The sequence below is a fragment of the Kaistia sp. UC242_56 genome (assembly GCF_044452255.1).
In the GTDB taxonomy this organism is placed as follows: domain Bacteria; phylum Pseudomonadota; class Alphaproteobacteria; order Rhizobiales; family Kaistiaceae; genus Kaistia; species Kaistia defluvii_A.
In genome coordinates, this window is record NZ_JBIOAN010000002.1 from 2,982,975 (window position 1) to 3,001,702 (window position 18,728).

19 protein-coding genes are annotated in these 18,728 nt (G+C 65.2%); 13 read left to right on the forward strand and 6 right to left on the reverse strand.

Annotated features, from left to right (window positions below):
* The first annotated feature begins 10 nt into the window (after nt 1-10).
* The 7 genes from ACHMWQ_RS16685 to ACHMWQ_RS16715 all read left to right on the forward strand — a co-directional run bounded on the left by ACHMWQ_RS16685 (nt 11) and on the right by ACHMWQ_RS16715 (nt 7,297).
* Entirely contained in the window at nt 11-844 is an 834-nt protein-coding gene (locus ACHMWQ_RS16685; protein WP_354549566.1) for a carbohydrate ABC transporter permease, read from the forward strand.
* A gap of 164 nt (nt 845-1,008) precedes the next feature.
* On the forward strand, nt 1,009-1,338 hold the full coding sequence (locus tag ACHMWQ_RS16690) for an L-rhamnose mutarotase (protein ID WP_396308316.1): 330 nt from the start codon (nt 1,009-1,011) through the stop codon (nt 1,336-1,338).
* Between the two features lie 389 nt (nt 1,339-1,727).
* Nucleotides 1,728-1,928, forward strand: coding sequence for a hypothetical protein (locus tag ACHMWQ_RS16695; RefSeq protein ID WP_396308317.1), 201 nt, complete (start codon nt 1,728-1,730; stop codon nt 1,926-1,928).
* Between the two features lie 35 nt (nt 1,929-1,963).
* Nucleotides 1,964-4,813, forward strand: a complete 2,850-nt coding sequence (locus ACHMWQ_RS16700) for a response regulator (RefSeq protein WP_396308318.1) — start codon at nt 1,964-1,966, stop codon at nt 4,811-4,813.
* Nucleotides 4,810-5,775, forward strand: coding sequence for a diguanylate cyclase (locus ACHMWQ_RS16705; protein WP_396308319.1), 966 nt, complete (start codon nt 4,810-4,812; stop codon nt 5,773-5,775). Before ACHMWQ_RS16700 ends, ACHMWQ_RS16705 begins: the two co-directional genes overlap by 4 nt.
* Nucleotides 5,776-5,856: 81 nt before the next feature.
* Entirely contained in the window at nt 5,857-6,600 is a 744-nt protein-coding gene (locus tag ACHMWQ_RS16710; RefSeq protein ID WP_354549576.1) for an SDR family oxidoreductase, read from the forward strand.
* 64 nt (nt 6,601-6,664) lie between these two features.
* Complete coding sequence (locus ACHMWQ_RS16715) at nt 6,665-7,297, forward strand: GNAT family N-acetyltransferase (RefSeq protein ID WP_396308320.1); 633 nt, start codon at nt 6,665-6,667, stop codon at nt 7,295-7,297.
* Between the two features lie 63 nt (nt 7,298-7,360).
* Here ACHMWQ_RS16715 and ACHMWQ_RS16720 read toward each other — a convergent pair whose 3' ends face one another.
* The 4 genes from ACHMWQ_RS16720 to ACHMWQ_RS16735 are packed head-to-tail and all read right to left on the reverse strand — an operon-like array spanning nt 7,361 to nt 10,591.
* Entirely contained in the window at nt 7,361-8,326 is a 966-nt protein-coding gene (locus ACHMWQ_RS16720) for an alpha/beta hydrolase (RefSeq protein WP_396308321.1), read from the reverse strand.
* Nucleotides 8,313-8,960, reverse strand: coding sequence for an RraA family protein (locus tag ACHMWQ_RS16725; protein ID WP_396308322.1), 648 nt, complete (start codon nt 8,958-8,960; stop codon nt 8,313-8,315). The genes ACHMWQ_RS16720 and ACHMWQ_RS16725 overlap by 14 nt, the downstream gene beginning before the upstream one ends.
* 30 nt (nt 8,961-8,990) lie before the next feature.
* Nucleotides 8,991-10,244, reverse strand: coding sequence for a UxaA family hydrolase (locus tag ACHMWQ_RS16730; RefSeq protein WP_396308323.1), 1,254 nt, complete (start codon nt 10,242-10,244; stop codon nt 8,991-8,993).
* Nucleotides 10,241-10,591, reverse strand: coding sequence for a UxaA family hydrolase (locus ACHMWQ_RS16735; RefSeq protein ID WP_396308324.1), 351 nt, complete (start codon nt 10,589-10,591; stop codon nt 10,241-10,243). The genes ACHMWQ_RS16730 and ACHMWQ_RS16735 overlap by 4 nt, the downstream gene beginning before the upstream one ends.
* Before the next feature lie 120 nt (nt 10,592-10,711).
* Between ACHMWQ_RS16735 and ACHMWQ_RS16740 the strand changes: the two genes are divergently transcribed.
* The 4 genes from ACHMWQ_RS16740 (at nt 10,712) to ACHMWQ_RS16755 (ending at nt 15,208) form a co-directional block, all read left to right on the forward strand.
* Nucleotides 10,712-11,392 (forward strand): GntR family transcriptional regulator, encoded by a 681-nt coding sequence (locus tag ACHMWQ_RS16740; protein ID WP_354549588.1) that lies wholly within the window; start codon nt 10,712-10,714, stop codon nt 11,390-11,392.
* A gap of 124 nt (nt 11,393-11,516) precedes the next feature.
* On the forward strand, nt 11,517-12,533 hold the full coding sequence (locus tag ACHMWQ_RS16745; RefSeq protein ID WP_354549589.1) for a sugar ABC transporter substrate-binding protein: 1,017 nt from the start codon (nt 11,517-11,519) through the stop codon (nt 12,531-12,533).
* A 141-nt stretch (nt 12,534-12,674) separates the two neighbouring features.
* Complete coding sequence (locus ACHMWQ_RS16750; protein WP_396308325.1) at nt 12,675-14,189, forward strand: sugar ABC transporter ATP-binding protein; 1,515 nt, start codon at nt 12,675-12,677, stop codon at nt 14,187-14,189.
* A complete protein-coding gene (locus ACHMWQ_RS16755) occupies nt 14,186-15,208 on the forward strand; it encodes an ABC transporter permease (protein ID WP_396308326.1) in 1,023 nt (340 codons plus the stop codon). The genes ACHMWQ_RS16750 and ACHMWQ_RS16755 overlap by 4 nt, the downstream gene beginning before the upstream one ends.
* Nucleotides 15,209-15,287: 79 nt before the next feature.
* Here ACHMWQ_RS16755 and ACHMWQ_RS16760 read toward each other — a convergent pair whose 3' ends face one another.
* Complete coding sequence (locus ACHMWQ_RS16760) at nt 15,288-16,361, reverse strand: hypothetical protein (protein WP_396308327.1); 1,074 nt, start codon at nt 16,359-16,361, stop codon at nt 15,288-15,290.
* A gap of 745 nt (nt 16,362-17,106) precedes the next feature.
* Between ACHMWQ_RS16760 and ACHMWQ_RS16765 the strand changes: the two genes are divergently transcribed.
* Nucleotides 17,107-17,610 (forward strand): porin, encoded by a 504-nt coding sequence (locus tag ACHMWQ_RS16765; RefSeq protein ID WP_396308328.1) that lies wholly within the window; start codon nt 17,107-17,109, stop codon nt 17,608-17,610.
* On the forward strand, nt 17,522-18,337 hold the full coding sequence (locus ACHMWQ_RS16770; protein WP_396308329.1) for a porin: 816 nt from the start codon (nt 17,522-17,524) through the stop codon (nt 18,335-18,337). The genes ACHMWQ_RS16765 and ACHMWQ_RS16770 overlap by 89 nt, the downstream gene beginning before the upstream one ends.
* 73 nt (nt 18,338-18,410) lie before the next feature.
* Here the strand turns inward: ACHMWQ_RS16770 and ACHMWQ_RS16775 are convergent, their stop codons facing one another.
* Nucleotides 18,411-18,719: a hypothetical protein gene (locus tag ACHMWQ_RS16775; protein WP_396308330.1), complete on the reverse strand. Its 309-nt coding sequence runs from the start codon at nt 18,717-18,719 to the stop codon at nt 18,411-18,413.
* Nucleotides 18,720-18,728 lie beyond the last annotated feature (9 nt).

Below are 18,728 nucleotides of genomic sequence, written 5' to 3' on the forward strand. Positions count from 1 at the left end.
GGCCCGCGCCATGGCAGCCGTTCAGACCCGCGAGAAGCGCATTCTCTGGATCCTCTCGATCCCGATGGCGCTGCTCGCCCTCTCCGCCGTCTATCCCGTCTATTTCACGATCAACGCCGCGCTGAAGACCCGCAAGGGTTATGTGCTCGACCGCTTCGGCCTGACGACCGACCCGACCTTCGTCAACTTCTCCCAGGCTTGGAACCAGTCGCGCCTGTCGGAATATTTCACCAATTCCGTCGTCGTCACGGTCGGCGCGGTGATCGTTCTGCTGGTCGTCGCTTCCATGGCCGGCTTCGCGCTCGCCATCCTGCGCTTCCGCGGCCGCAAGATCATCTTCATCACCATCCTGGTGTCCCTCATGATCCCGGTGCAGGTCGTGCTGGTGCCGTTTTACCGCACCATGATCGGCCTCAACCTGATCGACAGCCGGCCGGGCCTGATCATCGCCTATACGGCGTTCTTCCTGCCGTTCAGCGTCTATCTGATGACCGCCTTCTATGCCCGCCTGCCGCGCGAACTGTTTGAAGCAGCGCAGATCGACGGCGCCAACCTGCTCCAGGTCTGGTGGCACATCATGCTGCCGATGGGGAAGCCGGCGCTGGTGACGCTGGGCATCCTCAACACGCTCTATTGCTGGAACGACGTGCTGATCTCGCTGCTGGTGCTGCAGGACCAGCGGACCCTGATGGTCGGCATCGCCGCGCTCCGGGGCGAGTACACCACCAACGTGCCGTTGCTCGCCGCCGGCATCTGCCTGGCCGCGGCGCCGATCGTCCTGATCTACGTCATCTTCCAGCGCCAGATCGTCAACGGCATCGCCGTGGGTGCGGTGAAGGGGTAGCCCCTTCATCCCGTGCTCGCCGTCATCCCGGGCGGAGCACAGCGGAGATCCCGGACACATGCAGCCGGGTTTTCGGGGCTTGAAGCTCAGGCCTCAGGCTGTATGGATCCCCGCCTTCGCGGGGATGACGCCGAGTTGAAACCTCAAAGGAGCAGGATCCAGAAATGCAGCGCATGGGGATGGTGATCGGCGTGAAGCCGGAGGCGATTGCGGAATATAAGCGCCTGCACGCGACCGGCTCGGCCGAGGTCAACGCGTTGCTTTCGGCCTGTGGCGTCAGGAACTATTCCATCTATCTGCGCGAGCCGGAAAACCTGCTGTTCGGCTATTGGGAATATCACGGTGCCGACTGGCCGGCCGATGCCGCCCGCCTCGACAAGGAACCGGCGATCCGGGCCTGGCTCGGCCAGACGGATCCCTGCCAGCAGCCCATCGCCTCGGCAGCGCCCGGCGAATGGTGGTCTCCGATGGAAGAAGTCTTCCACCTCGATTGAGACTCGCCTCTCGCCGGCCAGCGGCCTGACGCGAATCGCACCGCCGCGACAACCTGGGATCGCAGACCCAGCGGTCCTCTCTACAACCCTTGCTGAAGCCTATCTTCGCATCCCGATCGATTGCAACCGGAAGCCCCCACGGGACGCTGCGTCAGCCCCCGTCGCCGGTGGCTGCTGAGTTATCCCTATTGATCTCTTAGGGTTAACCGGGTTCTATGCAGCCGCATTCTTACCGACGGGAGCCTGAGATTTCTGGTCGGCCTAGCGCACAGTCTATCGAACGCGGTAGCTGGCTGGATCTGATTCCGGCCGGCCTGCTTTTGGTCGTAAGCGCCATCGCGATCTTTGTCGGTACGCTCACGGCAGACGGTGGCAGCCGGGAGGTGGCCGTGGTCGCGCCCCTTTGGGCCAACGCCGCCGAAGCCGCGGGGATCGTGGCGCGCTCCGGCGGCAGCATCGTCGCCACCGCCGGGCTCTCCAATGTGATCATCGCCCAGTCGGACAATCCAGACTTCATCGCGTCGCTCTATCGCTCCGGCGCATGGCTCGTCCTCGATGCCGTGAAGCTGCGCGGCTGCTTCTCCGTCTAGGCGACACACACAGATCGTTTTCAAGGATTTCCAGCATGGCCGAACTCGACAGTTTGCGACACAGGTTCGGCTTGTTCCTGGTCTTCCTGATCTGGGCGCATGTCCCGTTCATCGCGTTCGTGGCGTGGTGGATCGATCGCGGCATCGTCGCGCCGACGCTGGTGGCCATCCTGCTGGCCGTGGCGCTGCAGGTGTCGTGGACGCTGCGCGGCCCGGCGCCGGTGACGCGCTATATCTCCGCCGTCGCCCTGATGGGGCAGCCGGCGCTGCTGGTGTTCATGTTCTCGGGCCATCCGTGGCAGATGGACATGCACATGTACTTCTTCGCCACGCTGGCGCTGGTGATCGGCTGGTGCGACTGGCGCCCGGTCGTCGTCGCCGCCGTCGCGGTCGCCGTACATCACCTGATGCTCAATTTCGTCTTCCCCTATGCGGTGTTCCCACTCGGCGCCGACCTGCCCCGCGTCTATCTGCACGCCGCGATCGTGGCGTTCCAGACCGTCGTGCTGGTCTGGCTCAGCATGCGCCTGGTCGCGAGCTTCCGCCGCATCAAGACGATGAGCGACGAGATCGTTCTGGCCAATGAAACGCTGGAGCAGAAGGTGGCCGAGCGCACGCGCGAGGCCAATGCGGCGAACATCGCCAAGAGCCTGTTCCTGGCCAATATGAGCCACGAGATCCGCACGCCGATGAACGCCATCCTCGGCTTCAGCCATCTGGCGCTGCGCACCGAGATGACGCCGAAGCAGGCGGATTATGTCAGCAAGATCAAGGCGGCGAGCACGGCCTTGCTGGCGCTGATCAACGACATCCTCGACTTCTCCAAGATCGAGGCGGGCATGCTCTCGCTGGAGAACACGCATTTCAAGATCCGCGAGACGATCGAGAATGCCACCGCCATCTCCGCCGTCAAGGCGGCCGAGAAGGGCGTCGATATCCGCATCAACATCGACGACAACGTGCCGACCACCCTGCTCGGCGATGCGCTGCGGCTGAACCAGATCATCCTCAACCTCGTCTCCAACGCGGTGAAGTTCACCGAGCGCGGCGGCGTCATCCTGTCGATCCGCACGCTGGAGAAGCGGGAGCGCAAGCTCGTCCTCGAAGTCGCCATCCGCGATACCGGGATCGGCATGACGCCGGAACAGCAGCAGGTGCTTTTCCGCTCGTTCAGCCAAGCCGACAGTTCCATGACGCGCAAGTTCGGCGGCACGGGCCTCGGGCTCGCGATCAGCAAGCAGCTGGTCGAGCTGATGGGCGGCTCGATCCGCGTCGAAAGCGCGGCCGGCGCCGGCAGCACCTTCACCTTCACCGTGCAGATGGAGGAAGGCGACGCGCAGCTTCTCGCCGAGGCGGCCGATGTCGAGACGCTGCGCGGGCTCCGCGTTCTGATCGCCGACGACAACCCGGCCTCCCGCGAAATCCTGCATTCGGTCTTCGAGGGCTGGTCGGTGCAGGCCGATCTCGTCGCCTCCGGTACCGAGGCGATCGCGCTGCTCGAAGAGGCGCAGGCGCGCGGCGTTTCCTACGATCTGATGCTGATCGACTGGAAGATGCCGGGGCTGGACGGCATCGAATCCGTCGAGGCGATGCGCAGCAGCGAGACGCTGACCCGCCTGCCGACCATCATGATGGTCAGCGCCTATGCGCGCGAGGAGGCGATGGAGAGCGCCAGCGAAGCCGGCATTTCCGCCTTCCTCGTCAAGCCGATCGACACGGCGCTGCTGCTGGCCGAAATCACCCGGCTGATCGGCGCCTCGTCCAGCCAGGAACGCGTCGCAGCGCCCGCCGTCCATTCCATTCCCATGGTCGCGCCGGAACTGCGCGGCTCGCGAATTCTCCTGGTCGAGGACAACGAGATCAACAGCGAGGTGGCGATGGAGATCCTCACCGATGGCGGGCTCGTGGTTGAGCTGGCCACCAATGGCCGCATCGCCTGCGAAATGGCGCTCGATTCCGGCAGGCACTACGACTTAGTGCTGATGGACGTGCAGATGCCCGAGATGGACGGCATCGAGGCGACCAAGCGCATCCGCCAGACGATCCCGGCCGACCGGCTGCCGATCCTTGCCATGACGGCGCATGCCTATGAGCAGGAGCGGCAGAACTGCTTCAACGCCGGCATGAACGACCATGTCGCCAAGCCGGTCGACCCGGCGACGCTGATGCGCGCGCTGGAGCGCTGGCTGAAGCCGCACAAGGCCGACGCTGCTCCCACCATGGCCACGGCCGCCCCTGCCCCGGCAGAGCCGACGGCGGAGCTGCCCGCGGCACTGCCGCCCTTCGATCTCGACACCGCCCTCGTCCGCGTCAACGGCAAGAAGGCGCTGCTGCGCAAGCTGATCTTGAGCTTCGCAGCCAATTACGGCGACGTCATCGCCACGCTGCGGACCGAGATCGAGGCCGACAAGCTCGACGATGCGCGGCGCCTGGCGCATTCGCTCAAGGGGGTTTCCGGATCCCTGGAATTGCGTAAGGTATCCGAAGCATCTCGTCAGCTGGAGGATGCGATCGCGCATCGGGAACTGATGAATATCGAGGATCTCATCGAGCGCCTGGACCTGGCCTTGCAACCGGCGCTCGCCGCAGCCGGTTCGCTGACCTCCGCCGATGCATCGATTGCGACTGCCGCGGACGCGAGCCTGGACCCGGCGGCGCGGGCCGAGGCGACGCGACTGCTCGGCGAGTTGCGCCAGCAACTCGTCAAACGCAGCATGCGCGCGCGCAAGACCTTCGAGGCGCTGGAAACAGCGCTGCAGGGCACGGCGGAGGCCGCCCATCTCAGCCAGATCCGCGACCCGATCAGCCGGCTTGATTTCAGCCATGCGCTTGCGGGTCTGGACGCCGTCGAGCGTCATTTCGATATCAGGGAAGTGCAGAATTGAGCGAGCGGCCGTCGATCCTCATCGTCGATGACGAGGTCAGCAATATCGAGATCCTGAGCGCCGTGCTCGAGGAGGATCACGATATCTATTTCGCAACATCCGGGGCCGAGGCGCTGGAGATCGCGCGCACCACTTTGCCCGATTTGATTCTCCTCGACGTGCTGATGCCGGGCATGGACGGCTACGAGGTCTGCGCGGCGATCAAGGCCGATCCGCTGATCGCCGACGTTCCCGTCATCTTCACCACAGCGCTGGGCGACCAGGAGGCCGAGGTGAAGGGGCTGATGCTCGGCGCCATCGACTACATCACCAAGCCGATCCTGCCGATCGTGGTGAAGGCCCGCGTGCGCAACCATCTCGACATGAAACGGATGCGCGACGAGCTGGCCGAGATGGCGGTCACCGACGCGCTGACCGGCCTCGGCAACCGGCGCCGGCTGGAGAAGGCGCTGAACCAGGAGACGGCGCGCTTGTCGCGCACCGGCGGCCAGCTTTCCGTCATCATCCTCGACATCGATTTCTTCAAGAAATTCAACGATCTCTACGGCCACACTGCCGGCGACCGCTGCCTCATGATGGTGGCGGCGGCGCTTAACCGTGCCGTCCACCACGCCAGTGACGTGACCATCCGCTATGGCGGCGAGGAATTCGCCTGCGTGCTGCCGGAGATCGAGCATCTCGAGGCGATGGAGATCGCGCTCGGCATCCGCGACCGCGTGCAGGCGCTCGGCATCCCGCATTCCGGCTCCGACGCCTCGCCCTATGTCTCGGTCAGCCTTGGCGTCGCCACCGCGCCCTGCCTGCCCGGCAGCCAGCCGGAGGCCTGGATCAAGGCGGCCGACAAGCAGCTCTATGTCGCCAAGGCCGCCGGCCGCAATCTGGTCGAAGGCATCATCTTCGACGCCAAGGAAACGCTGCCGGCCTCCCCCGCCGGGCGGACGATCGAAGCCGGCGGATCATAAGTCGGGAGACAATCCCCACGGGCTGTGCTTCGATCGATTCAGCCCGCATCGAATCCCAGAGACGGGCGTCATTTCGGGAGGATGATTGTGGGAGTAGTACTTGTCACGGGCGCGTCGCGCGGACTTGGTGCAGCGATCGCAAAGGGACTGGGCGCCGCCGGCTGGACGGTTGCCGTCAACTTCGCACATGACGACCGGGGCGCCGGCAGCGTCGTCGACGCCATCACCAGCGCGGGCGGCAAGGCCGCCGCCTTCAAGTTCGACGTCACCGACAAGGCCAGCGTTCGCCACGGCATCGCCGAGATCGACCGCCAGATCGGCCCGGTCGACGTGATCGTTAACAACGCCACCGGCCCGCAACCGCTGATCCCGATCGAGGAGCAGACCTGGGACGACCACCTCGACCAACTGCGCTTCTTCGTCAAGGCGCCGCTCCTCCTGCTGCAGGCGGTGCTTCCCGACTGGCGCGTGCGCCATGCCGGCCGCGTCATCCATATCGGCTCGGAAGTGGTCGACATGGGCAATCCGCAATTCGGCCACTACGTCGCCGCCAAGGCGGCGATGGTCGGGCTGACGCGCTCCTGGGCGCGCGAACTGGGGCCCGAGGGCATCACCGTCAATCTCGTGGCGCCGGGCTTCATTCCGGTCGAGCGCCATTCCGACACCACGGCCGACGAACTCGAGGACTATCGCCGCCTGGTGCCGCTTGGCCACCAGGGCGTGCCGGACGACATCGCGGGGATCGTCACCTTCCTGGCGTCGCCCGCCGCCGATTTCATCACCGGCCAGACGCTTGCGGTGAATGGCGGGCGCACGCTGGCCTGATCGCCCTCGACCATCGCGGCCGGGAGCTTTTCCCGGCCGTTTCTCCTCCGCCGACGGAACCGAAATGACCACCCTGACCCGCGACGATTTCCGCCTGCGCCCGGCCGATCTGGCCGACATGCCGGCCGTCTACCGGGTCTGCCTGAAGACCGGCAATGCCGGACGGGACGCGACGGATCGCGAGGACGATCCCGACGCGCTCGGCCACATGTTCATCGGCCCCTATCTGGTGCTGCAGCCGGATTTCGCCTTCGTGCTCGACGGGCCGAACGGCGTCGCCGGCTATGTCATGGGCGCGCTCGACACGCCGGACTTCTACCTGCGCATGGAGCGCGACTGGCTGTCGCGCATCCGCGCCCGCGTCATGGATCCGGGCGATGACGAAAACCGCTGGTCCGGCAGCGACTGGGTGCGCCGGCTGATCCACCGGCCGCCCTATCTCTATCCGCCGGCGCTGCACCCCTACCCGTCGCATGGCCATGTCGACTTCCTGCCCGAGGCGCGCGGTCTCGGCTGGGGCAGGCTGGGCTTCGAGCATCTGATGACGGCGCTCAAGGATGCCGGCTCGCCCGGCATGCATCTCGACGTCAGCCCGCACAACCATTCGGCGATCGCCTTCTACCGCAAGCTCGGCTTCGCCCCGGTCATCTCCGACGAACTTCCCTCCGGCGGACTGACCATGGCGCGGCGGTTTTAGGATCAAGCAAGACCCTCACCCTACCCTCTCCCGCAAGCGGGCGAGGGTCTTCTTTAGATCAGATCACCCCAGCGACTTCATCCAGTCCGCCACCGCCTCATAGGTCGCCAGCGTCGGCGGCGGCGGGTTGGGGGCGCCGATGAAGCCGTGGTTGACGCCCTCGACATGCAGATAGGTCGTCGCCACGCCGGCCGATTTCAGCCGCGCGGCGAACAGCGCGCCATCCTCCGCCAGCACGTCATAGGCAGCCGTAATGACGAGCGTCGGCGGGAAGCCGGAAAGGTCGGCAAGCTCGGCGGTGAGCGGTGAGCAGCGCGGGTCGTTCCAGTCGGCCGGATCGGGCGCATAGAGGTTGCGGAACCAGATCATGTCCGACTCGGAAAGGCCGACCGAGCCGTCGCCGAACGCCTCGTAGGAAACGCCCGCCCCGATCGCCGTCATGTCGGTGACGGGATAGAAGGCGACCAGCCCGGCGAGATCGGGACCGCGGCCATCGCGGCCGGCAAGGATGGCGGCGATCGCCAGCGTTGCCCCGGCGCTGTCGCCGGCGAGGAAGATGCGCTCGGGATCGACGCCCAGTTCGGCGGCCCGCCCGACGAGATCGACCACGGCCGCGAAGGCGTCATTCGCGCCGGCTGGAAACGGCGCTTCCGGCGCCAGCCGGTAGTTGACCGACACCACCAGCGCGCCGGTCGCGTTGACCAGGCGGCGGGCGTTGCGGTCATGCGTGTCGTAGCTGCCGAGCACGAAGCCGCCGCCATGCAGATAGACGATGAGGGGCGGCTTTTCCGCGCTGGCTTCGGGGCGGTAGATCCTGGCCGAAAGCGGGCCTTCGGCGCCGGCGACCGTCGTTTCCTCGGTGGCGGCGACTTCCGGCTGCCCGCTGGTGTTCGCCTGCATTGCCTCGAACAGCGCCTTCGCCGCCTCGGGCCCGATATCGGGGAAAGCCGGCCGAGTCTGGCGCGCCTGCACCCCTTCGGCGAGCAGCGGGTGCAACGGCTCGACCGTCGCGAGATCAGAATTTGCCATGCTTCAGATATGCCTGTTGCGGATCGGTGCCGGCGAGGATCGCCTTGCGGACGAGGTTTTCCGTCGAGATCGCAGTCTCGGCCCGCTCGACGACTTCGGCAAGATGCTCGGCCGGAATACGGACCAGTCCATCGCGATCGCCGAGGAAATAATCACCCGGGCGGATGTCGATGCCGCCAATCACGATCGGCACGTCGGTCGCCACCGGCAACCAGTGCCCGACGATATCGCGCGGCGTGAAACCGCGGCACCAGGTCTGGAAGCCCATTTCGAGCAGAAAATTGGTATCGCGGATGAAGCCATCGACGATCGCCCCGCGCACGCCCTTGTTCTTCAGCGTCTCGGCCGAAAGCTCGCCCATATGCGCGACGATGCGGTCGTTGGGCTGCGACACCCAGATCGAGCCGGAAGGCGCCTTGGAAAGCAGGCCGGTCCAGGCCAGAAGCGTCTCGTGTCCGTCCGCGTCCGGATCGGCACGGCCCTCAATGGTGAAGGCGGGGCCGGCCAGCGTCCGCTCGGGCATGATCGGGCGCATCTCGGCCGGCAGCGTGAAATCGCGCAATCCCATGGCGCGCATCACGTCATGCACGACGCCGGTGTAGCAGGCCTCCAGACGGGCGGTCAGATCGGTCAAAACATCCTCCCCGATGTCTTTTCTTCCATGTCAGACCGGCAGGCAGGCCGGGCCGATCGGCTCGAAGCTCTTGTAGCCGAGCACGAATTCCTGATGCGCCAGTTCCTCCGACTTGGTGCGCTTGCCGCGCGCCAGGTCGACGACCAGGTCATGGATCTCGCGGCCGACCTCGTCGAGGCTGGCGCGGCCCTCGATGATCCGGCCGGCGTCGACATCCATGTCGTCCTCCATCCGGCGATAGGTCTCGGGGTTGGCGCAGATCTTCACCACCGGCGAGATCGCCGAGCCGACGACCGAGCCGCGCCCGGTCACGAACAGCACGGCATGGCTGCCGCAGGCGATCAGTTCGGCGATTTCGGCATTGTCGTTGATGTTGGGGAAGCCGAAGCGCACTTCGCCATCCGGCACCACGTCGAGCAGATAGAGCCCGCCATGCGGCGGCACGTCGCCCGGCTTGATCAGGCCGGAGATCGGCGAGGCGCCTGACTTCGCATAGGCGCCCATCGACTTTTCCTCGATGGTGGTGAGCCCGCCCTCGGCATTGCCGGCGGCGAACGATCCATAGCCGAGCGTCGCGTAATAGCGCGCCGCCTTGGCGACCGAGGCTTCCAGGATGGCGCCCAGTTCCGGCGTCACGGCACGGGCCGCCATGATGTGCTCGCAGCCGATCAGTTCGCCTGTTTCCTCGAAGATGCAGGCAGCACCCTCCTCGACGAACTGGTCGAAGGCGCGGCCGGCGGCCGGGTTGCCGGAGATGCCGGACGTGCCGTCCGAACCGCCGCAGACCGTGCCGATGATCAGTTCGCTCGGATCCATTTCAACCGTCGGCGCATCGTCCAGTGCCGCGCGCTGCTCGGCGACGAAGGCCCTGCCCTCGGCCATGGATTTGCGCGTGCCGCCGGCGGCCTGGATGACGATGGTCTTCACCGGCCGGCCGCTGTCGCGCACCTTCTTTTCCAGCGCGTATTTGTTGAAGCTCTCGCAGCCGAGCGAGATCAGCAGCACCGCGCCGACATTGGGATGGGTGCAGAGGCGCTCCATCATCCGCTCGGCATAAGGGTTGGGATAGCAGCCGGGAAAGCCGATCACATGCACGTCGTGCTCGCGGAACGGGATCGCAATCTCGCGGGCAACGTGATGGGCGCATTCGACGAGATAGGCGACAACGACCGTGTTGCGGATGCCCTTGCGGCCATCGCTGCGCAGCCAGCCGCGCATGGTTTCCGTCTGGGCGACCCTGGATGGGACGGACGCCGCGGTCCCTGTGGCGACAGCCATGCTCATGCGCCCGCTCCCGGCTTGTCCGCGTCCATCAGATGATAGGTCGGCGTGTAGTCGCTCTTGACGTTGTGCACGTGGACCGGCGTGCCGATGGCGATCGCTTCCGTCGCCGTGCCGATCGGCGCGCCATATTTGACGATCTTCTCGCCGGCCGCGATCGGGCGCCGCGCCAGCTTGTGGCCGAGCGGCAGGTCGGCGGCGAGCATCACCTCGGTTCCCGCGACGAGGAGGCACTCGCCAGCCCGGATCCGCATCCGCGCGACCAGCACATTGTCGTCCTCGAACAGCAAAAGCAGTCGGCTGTCCGTCGCGCTCGCAGCGGTTGCAAGATCAGGCAAAGGGTTCGGCATGGCGAGGGGGCTCTGCTCAAAAATCCCGTTTCTCCTTAACGCTGCTAGCCCATCGCCTGTCTAAATGAAACATAAAATTTTTTATTGCGTGGCGAGTAAATCCAAGCCTATCGTTGCGGCATGCCGAAGCTGAAGCGCGCCACACTCGCAGAACAGGCCTATGAGGAGCTGCGGAGCCAGATCGTCTCCGGACGCCTGCCGGCGGGCCAACGCCTGCTGGCCGAACAGCTGGCGGGAGAGCTCCTGATCAGCCAGACGCCGGTCAAGGAAGCGATCGCGATGCTGGAGCGCGACGGGCTCGTCGAGGGCACGGCGCGGCGCTCCTCCATCGTGCGACGCTTCACCCCGGCCGCGATCGAGGAAATCTTCGAGGCGCGGATGCTGGTCGAGCTGGACGCCATCGCCAAGGGCATCGCCGCCGGCCGCGCCACGCCGGAATTCGTCGCCCGGCTCCGCGCCATCTTCGATGCGCACATGACCGAGGTCGCCAAGCAGAATGACGAGGCGCTGGTCGATGCCATCCGCCTCGACCGCGAGTTTCACGAGCTGATCGTCCAGCTCGGCGCCAATGACACGATCGCCAGCTGGCATCGCGTCATCCAGCGCCAGACCCAGACGATCCGCAACTTCACGCTGAAGAGCTACACGCTGGAACGGACGCGGCAGGAGCATTCCGCGATCGTCGAGGCGGTGGCGGACGGCGATGCCGAACAGGCGGTCTCGGCGCTCAAGGCCCATCTGGCCGCGAGCCGGGACGCCATGATGTCGCGCGCACCGGAGGATTTTCCGGTCCGCGCCTGAGGCGGACGACAGCCGAGGTGAAGCGCGATGTCGGAGGAGGACGTCGCCGCGGAAACGACAAACCGGATCAACCGGACGCTCCGCGGCACGGGACTGCGTGAATGAACCCGTGGGAGGAAACCACATGAAGATGCTGAAGAAGACCGCCCCTATTCTGGGCGCGGCAATGCTGGCCACCCTGCTTGGCGCCGGTGCGGCCAAGGCCGAAGGTGAGAAGGTGGCCGTCGATCTGACGACGCTGACCTCGCCGTTCTGGACCTCGTACAACAAGTACATCGTCGAGGAAGCGAAGAAGCAGGGCGTCGACCTGCTCGAGCCCTTCAATTCCGAGTTCGACACCGCCAAGCAGATCACCGGCGTCCAGAACGCGCTGTCGCTCGGCGCCAAGGGCATCATCTTCTCGCCGTTCGAATCCGCCGCCGCCGGCTCCGTGCTGAAGGCGGCCGAGAAGGCCGGCGCCAAGGTCGTGGCCGTCGACGTCGCGCCGGATGCCGGCCCGGTGGCGATCGTCGTGCGCGCCAACAACCTCGCCTATGGCGAGAAGGCCTGCAAATATATCGGCGACAACGTCAAGGAAGGCCCCGTCGTCCAGATCATGGGCGATCAGGCCTCGATCAACGGACGCGATCGCGGCAACGGTTTCCGCGAGTGCATCACCAAGAACTATCCGAACCTGAAGCTGCTCGAGATCCCGACCAAGGCCTGGTCGGGTGAGGACGCCGCCGCCGGTCTCGATGCGCTGCTCAACGCGCAGCCCGACCTGAAGGCGATCTACATGCATGCCGGCGGCGTGTTCCTGGCGCCGACCCTGCAGACCCTCAAGCGCAAGAACCTGCTGAAGCCCGCCGGCGAAGCCGGCCACATCGTCATCGTCTCGAATGACGGCATCCCGCAGGAATTCGATGCCATCCGCAAGGGTGAGATCGACGCCACGGTTTCGCAGCCTGCCGATCTCTATGCCAAGTACGGCATCCAGTATCTCAAGGAAGCGATGGCCGGAAAGACGTTTGCCGCCGGCCCGACCGACCACGACAGCACCATCCTCGAAGTGCGCCCCGGTGTGCTGGAGGACCAGCTCTCGGCGCCGCTCGTCACCAAGGAAAACGTCGACGACAAGAGCTTCTGGGGCAACCAGCTCTAAGGGTGTGATTTCGAACGAAATCATGCACTTGGCGTGAGGTTTTCATAAGCCTGATCCATGCCTTCGGCATGGGTCAGGCCTCCCGGACTCCGGAGACCCCGATGCAGTTTCTCTTCCTTCTCGACGCCGGACGGGGGCACCATGCAGCCGCCTGACGCCACCACCATTCCGATCGTCGAGGCTCGTGGCGTCTCCAAACGCTATGGTCCGACGACCGCGCTGCACGAGGCGCATATCAAGGTCTTCGCCGGCGAGTCGCACGCCTTGGTCGGCCGCAACGGCGCCGGCAAGTCGACCCTGGTCGGCATCCTGACCGGCCTGCGCGCGCCGGATTCCGGCCAGGTGCTGTTCTCCGGCGTGCCGGCCCCGGCCATCTCCGACCGCGAAGGCTGGCGCAAGCATGTCGCCTGCGTCTACCAGCACTCGACGATCATTCCCGACCTGACGGTCGCGGAAAACCTGTTCATCAACCGCCATCCGACCGAGCGCGGCTTCATCAGCTGGTCGACGCTGCGCCGTCGCGCCCGCGAGGTGCTGGATCAGTGGGGCGTCAATGTCTCGGAAGATGCCCGCGCCGGTGACCTTCGCATCGAGGCGCGGCAGCTGGTCGAGATCGCCCGCGCCCTCTCCTATGGCGCCCGCTTCATCATTCTCGACGAGCCGACGGCACAGCTGGACGGCGACGAGATCAAGCGCCTGTTCACCCGCATCCGCGAGCTTCAGGCGGCCGGCGTCACCTTCCTATTCATCTCGCACCATCTGCAGGAAGTTTACGAAATCTGTCAGGCGGTGACCGTGCTGCGCGACGCGCGCCACATCATCACCGCGCCGGTCGCCGACCTGCCGAAGGATCGGCTGATCGAGGCGATGACGGGCGAGCATGTCCATCTCGGCGTCTCCGACGCCGCCGGCCGCACCGTGCCGGAAAGCGCCGCCGTGGCGCTCGAGATCGACCGCGTATCCGGCGACGACTTCCAGGACGTCAGCTTCAACATCCGCCGCGGCGAAGTCGTCGGCCTTTCGGGACCGACCGGCGGCGGGCGCATCGGCCTCGCCGAAGCCGTTGCGGGCCTGTCGCCCTATAGCGGCGGGACCATCCGCATCGACCAGAAGACCCTGCCCTCCGGCGATGTCGCCGCGGCGCTGGAGCTTGGCGTCGGCTGCGTGCCGAAGAGCCGGCACGACCAGGGCCTGGTGCTGTCGCAATCCGTTGCCGACAACGCGATCATGACGGTGAACCGCCATCTCGGCCCCTTCGGCTTCATCGCGCCGAAGCGTCGGTCGGAACTGACCAACCGGACGATATCCTCGCTCGGAATCGTCACCCAGGGGCCCGACCAGCTGGTCTCCGGCCTCTCCGGCGGCAACCAGCAGAAGGTCGTGATGGGCCGCGCGCTCGCCAACGACCCGTCCGTCCTCGTCCTGATGGACCCGACCGCCGGCGTCGACGTCAAGTCGAAGGAAGCGCTGCTGACCGTCATCGAGCGGATGCGGCAGGAGGGCAAGGCCATCCTCGTCGTCAGTAGCGAGATCGAGGATCTGAGAACCTGTGACCGGGTGCTGGTGATGCAGCACGGATCGGTCGTCGCGGAACACAAGGCAGGCTGGAGCGACAATGCGCTCGTCGCCTCCATCGAAGGGATCGAGCTCGCATGAACACGCAACCTACAGCCACGGCGGCGACGCTCGGTGCTAGCGGCAAGCCCGCGCCGCGCCGCTCGATGATCCGCCTGCATGACCTGGCGCTGCTGCCGGCGCTGGTGATCCTGATCATCATCGGCGCCTTCATCAGCCCGGCCTTCCTGACCCAGGGCAACATCAACACCATCCTCACCTCCTCTGCCGCGCTGGCGCTGGTGGTGCTGGCGGAATCGCTGATCATCATCACCGGCAAGTTCGATCTGTCGCTGGAATCGACAGCCGGTTTCGCCCCGGCCATCGGCGCCCTGCTCGTCCTTCCCGTCGCCAATAACGGCTTCGGGGTCGAGCTGCCGACCTTCGTCGGCATCCTGATCGTCATCGGCGTCGGCGCGCTGATCGGCCTGATCAACGGCATCCTCGTCGTCCGCTTCACGCTGAACGCCTTCATCGTGACGCTCGCCATGCTGATCATCCTGCGCGGCATGCTGGTCGGGGCCACCAGCGGGCGAACCCTGTTCGACCTGCCGGATGCCTTCTACGCGCTGATGATCATCACCATCCTCGGCCTGCCGCTGGCGGTCTGGCTGGCGGCGCTCGCCTTCCTCGTCGCAGGCATCGTGCTGCGCTATCACCGGCTGGGCCGCGCGCTCTACGCGATCGGCGGCAATCCGGAGGCGGCGCGCGCCGCCGGCATCCGGGTCGAGCGCATCACCATCGGCGTCTACATCCTGGCCGGCATGCTGGCGGCGGTCGGCGGGCTGGTGATCACCGGCTATGTCGGCGCCATCAGCGCCAACCAGGGCAATGGCATGATCTTCACGGTCTTCGCCGCGGCTGTGATCGGCGGCATCTCGCTCGATGGCGGGCGCGGCACCATGTTCGGCGCGCTCACCGGCGTGCTGCTGCTCGGCGTCGTGCAGAACCTGCTGACGCTGGCGCAGGTGCCTTCGTTCTGGATCCAGGCAATCTACGGCGCCATCATCCTCGGCGCGCTGATGATCGCCCGCATGGCGTCCGGCAAGGCGCAGACCTGACCGGCCCCAAACGTCCCTCCCAAACAAAAGCCGCCGCATCGAGGGATGCGGCGGCTCTCTTGTTTTCACAAGCTACCGGTTAGATCTTGCGCGCCATCTTGCAGAGCTTGACCAGGTCTGCGTCGAAGGTGAACGGGTTGCGCAGGATGGTCGGGCACTTGTTGCGAAGGGCCTGCTTGTCCGCCCCGCTCAGGCCGCTGTCGGAAACAGAGGTCGGGCCGTCGGGATTGCCGGCACCGGGACCGCCAGGGCCTCCCGGTCCGCCAGGGCCTCCGGGACCTCCGGGGCCACCAGGGCCTCCCGGACCACCTGTGCCGGAGCCACACGAGCCACCGACGCTCAGGCAGAGATTGAGCAGACGGCCGGGCTGAAGCACGGCCAGCCGCGTATCCAGCACGCCCAGGATCTGGCTGCGATCGCCGCTGCCGCAGGCGGAGCCGCCGCCGGCATTGAGGCAGACCTTCGCCAGTTCCTTCTTGGACAGCACCGCCGCCTTGGCGTTGATGCCGCCGATCAGCCTGGACCGAACGCGGGCATTGGCAACGCCGTTCTTGCCGAGCACATTGGCGGTGATCCTAGTGCCGCCTCGGGCGTCCTTGCCGCCGCAGCTTGCGCCGACATTGACACAGACATTGGCCAACTGGTCCTTGGAGAGGAGCTTGAGCCTGGCATCGACAAGCTGGACGACCTGTTCACGGCTTCCGCCGCAGCCCGCCTGCCCGCCGACACTGAGGCACAGCCGGACCAGTTCGCGCTTGGACAGAACATCGACGCGGGCGTCGATTCCGGAGAGCAGCGTCGACCGCGAGGTGTTTCTCATGGACGAGGTGCCGGACGTATTGCCGGTCAGCCCGCCCGTGACGCTCCCGACGGTGTTGCCCACGGCGCCGGTGACGCCATTGACGGTGCCGCCGACGGCATTGCCCACACCGGCAACCGTTCCACCCACGGCATTGCCTGTATTGGAGACCGTGGAGCCGAGACCGCCACCGACGGCTCCGCCCACCGCTCCGGTCACACCGGACACGGTTCCCCCGACGGCTCCTGTAACGCCGCTGACGACACCGCCTAGACCGCCGTCGGCGTAAGCCGGCGCCAGCATGGTTCCCATCAGCAACGCTGCCGATGTGGCCGCGATTCGAAGTCCGATCATGAAGCCCTCCATTGCTGCACGTTACACAAAGCCCACCCTTAGGACGATGTAACGCTAACTATCCCGGGAAGGTTTCAAGGAAACTAAAATAATAACGCGACAATCTTACAGCAGAGGCCGAATCAAGCATGGATTCTCCCCGATCTAACTGCCATTCATTTCAAATTTTGAATTATTTATCGCATCGCAATACAGTGAGACGGCGTGGTAAACCGCATTACTTGCTATGATCGTCACGCGCAATATCGTGGTTAACTCTGCGGCACGAGAGCGCGAAAGGGATCGTGGCGAAAGCTTGAATCAAACATGGCAACATTGGGAATCATGTTGATTCTGCCGCGCATACCTCGCAAGGACTGTTGCGGCTTGTCCATTTTTGTGAAGCAGATCGGGTCAATTAGATATATACATAGATTCTAAAATATAGATTTTCATCATAATTATGAAGAGCCGGCAAAATGATGCATAAGTCGGGATAATTAAGCCACTAGTGAAATTCATAAAACCGTTATACTTCAAATGTCGCTGCTTTTGCGTTGCACCATAGTGTGCGGTGGCTAGGTTGCCGGTGCCAGCCGCGAGGGGTCGCAGCCGGCACCGTACGCAGTGTCCGAAACACGGATGCGCGACGGCCAACAGGAATGGGGGTCTGGGGCGCTTTGCTGTCGCACCGGTCTGATCTGCGGGTCAGCACGGGGCCGGAGCGGCTGCGCATTTGTACCCTCCCAATTTTGGAAGGTCAGAAATGACGTTTAAGTCTGTAATTCTCGGCTCCGCGGCCGCGATCATGGTCGCTGGCGCAGCCAATGCCGCCGATCTCACCGTCGCCGAACCGGTCGACTACGTGAAGGTCTGCGACGCCTTCGGCAAGGGCTTCTTCTATTCGCCCGGCACCGACACCTGCATCAAGGTCGGCGGCTATGTGAAGTTCATCACCTCGTTCGGTGACAACTCTTCAAACTTCCCCGCCTATAACAAGGCATACCCGACCAGCAACTGGGGTAACTTCGTCACCGAGGCCTCCATTCAGGTCACGGCTTCGTCGATCACCGAATACGGCAATCTGACCGGCTGGATCGATTACCGCGCCAAGACCGGCAACACCGCCGACGGCGGCGAGACGCTCGCGGACTACGTCAACGCCTCGACCAATTCGGCTTATGTCGACACCGCCTGGCTGCAGTTCGGGCCGGTCAAGGCCGGTTACTTCGAACTCGCTGTTCGATTTCGGCCAGGGCTTCACGGATAAGGGCAGCTATTCGTCGGACACCAAGACCGACCACATCGAGCTTTCCTATACGGTGAACGGCTTCGGTCTCGCCGTCTCGCTCGAAGATCCGCGCGATCGTAACGCTGTCGGCTATTCTGAGACGTATGGCGGCAACGACAACATGCCGGACGTCATCGGCGCCGTGACCTATAGCAGCGGCATCTTCAAGACCAAGATTGCCGGTGCCTACTTCAAGCACGCCGTCGATATCGTCAACAACCGCCGCGACCCGCAGGATGGCTTCGCCGTAGGTGGTATCGTCGAACTGGCGCTCGACAGCATCACGAAGGGCGACAAGTTCCAGCTCTACGCGGCTTATGCCCAGAACGGCAACTCGTTTACCGGCATCACGGGCGGTTCGTCGGTTGCCGGCTACACCGGTTACGGCGCGATGACGGGCGGCAAGGGTCTCGATCAGGTTCCCGGCGACAGCTGGAGCACCTTCGCGTCCTACAAGCATGTCTGGACCGATCGCGTCTGGTCGGCGCTCACGGTCGGTTACGCCAAGTTTGACGGCACCGCCGACTATACCAATTGGGCTGACCGCGAATTCGACGCCTTCCGCGTTGGCGGCGCCGTCAACTTCACCCCGGTCAAGGGCCTCGACCTGATGGTCGATGCTGCCTACAACAAGATCGATTCCGATACGGCTGCCATCGACGGCGACGCCTGGTCGACCACGGTCTGGCTGAAGCGCTCCTGGTAGGCGATACGGTTCCACGCCGCGAGGCATGGATCCTGGACCCGGCGGAGCGATCCGCCGGGTTTCCATTTGCCCGTCAGTCCCGTAGCAGCGCGGCCAGGATCGTCGAGCGCTCGGCGGCGAGGTCGCCCTCGCCCGCCTTCTGTCCGGCCTGACCATACCAATAGCGCGCGTTCCAGAGATCGCCCTCGATCCGGTGGACATGGGCGTGCACCCAGGCGCCGGCGCGGCTGGCGTCATCCTGGACCAGGGCGTGCGCCGCCTCCCACTCGCCCTTTTCCAGATGCCAGAGCGCCCGCAGCGGCGTCGAGAGCCCCGGGGGCGGCTCGGCATCGGCAAGCGTCGCGCGGAAGCTTTCCGGCGATGCGGTAGGTGTCCGATCCATCCTCTTCCT

What these genes read in the sequence shown, in the direction of transcription:
- ACHMWQ_RS16685 (WP_354549566.1), top strand. Translation starts at nt 11, where the DNA reads ATGGCAGCCGTTCAGACCCGCGAGAAGCGCATTCTCTGGATCCTCTCG.
- ACHMWQ_RS16690 (WP_396308316.1), top strand. Translation starts at nt 1,009, where the DNA reads ATGCAGCGCATGGGGATGGTGATCGGCGTGAAGCCGGAGGCGATTGCG.
- ACHMWQ_RS16700 (WP_396308318.1), top strand. Translation starts at nt 1,964, where the DNA reads ATGGCCGAACTCGACAGTTTGCGACACAGGTTCGGCTTGTTCCTGGTC.
- ACHMWQ_RS16710 (WP_354549576.1), top strand. Translation starts at nt 5,857, where the DNA reads ATGATTGTGGGAGTAGTACTTGTCACGGGCGCGTCGCGCGGACTTGGT.
- ACHMWQ_RS16715 (WP_396308320.1), top strand. Translation starts at nt 6,665, where the DNA reads ATGACCACCCTGACCCGCGACGATTTCCGCCTGCGCCCGGCCGATCTG.
- ACHMWQ_RS16720 (WP_396308321.1), bottom strand. Translation starts at nt 8,326, where the DNA reads ATGGCAAATTCTGATCTCGCGACGGTCGAGCCGTTGCACCCGCTGCTC.
- ACHMWQ_RS16730 (WP_396308323.1), bottom strand. Translation starts at nt 10,244, where the DNA reads ATGAGCATGGCTGTCGCCACAGGGACCGCGGCGTCCGTCCCATCCAGG.
- ACHMWQ_RS16735 (WP_396308324.1), bottom strand. Translation starts at nt 10,591, where the DNA reads ATGCCGAACCCTTTGCCTGATCTTGCAACCGCTGCGAGCGCGACGGAC.
- ACHMWQ_RS16740 (WP_354549588.1), top strand. Translation starts at nt 10,712, where the DNA reads ATGCCGAAGCTGAAGCGCGCCACACTCGCAGAACAGGCCTATGAGGAG.
- ACHMWQ_RS16745 (WP_354549589.1), top strand. Translation starts at nt 11,517, where the DNA reads ATGAAGATGCTGAAGAAGACCGCCCCTATTCTGGGCGCGGCAATGCTG.
- ACHMWQ_RS16750 (WP_396308325.1), top strand. Translation starts at nt 12,675, where the DNA reads ATGCAGCCGCCTGACGCCACCACCATTCCGATCGTCGAGGCTCGTGGC.
- ACHMWQ_RS16755 (WP_396308326.1), top strand. Translation starts at nt 14,186, where the DNA reads ATGAACACGCAACCTACAGCCACGGCGGCGACGCTCGGTGCTAGCGGC.
- ACHMWQ_RS16760 (WP_396308327.1), bottom strand. Translation starts at nt 16,361, where the DNA reads ATGATCGGACTTCGAATCGCGGCCACATCGGCAGCGTTGCTGATGGGA.
- ACHMWQ_RS16765 (WP_396308328.1), top strand. Translation starts at nt 17,107, where the DNA reads ATGACGTTTAAGTCTGTAATTCTCGGCTCCGCGGCCGCGATCATGGTC.
- ACHMWQ_RS16770 (WP_396308329.1), top strand. Translation starts at nt 17,522, where the DNA reads ATGTCGACACCGCCTGGCTGCAGTTCGGGCCGGTCAAGGCCGGTTACT.
- ACHMWQ_RS16775 (WP_396308330.1), bottom strand. Translation starts at nt 18,719, where the DNA reads ATGGATCGGACACCTACCGCATCGCCGGAAAGCTTCCGCGCGACGCTT.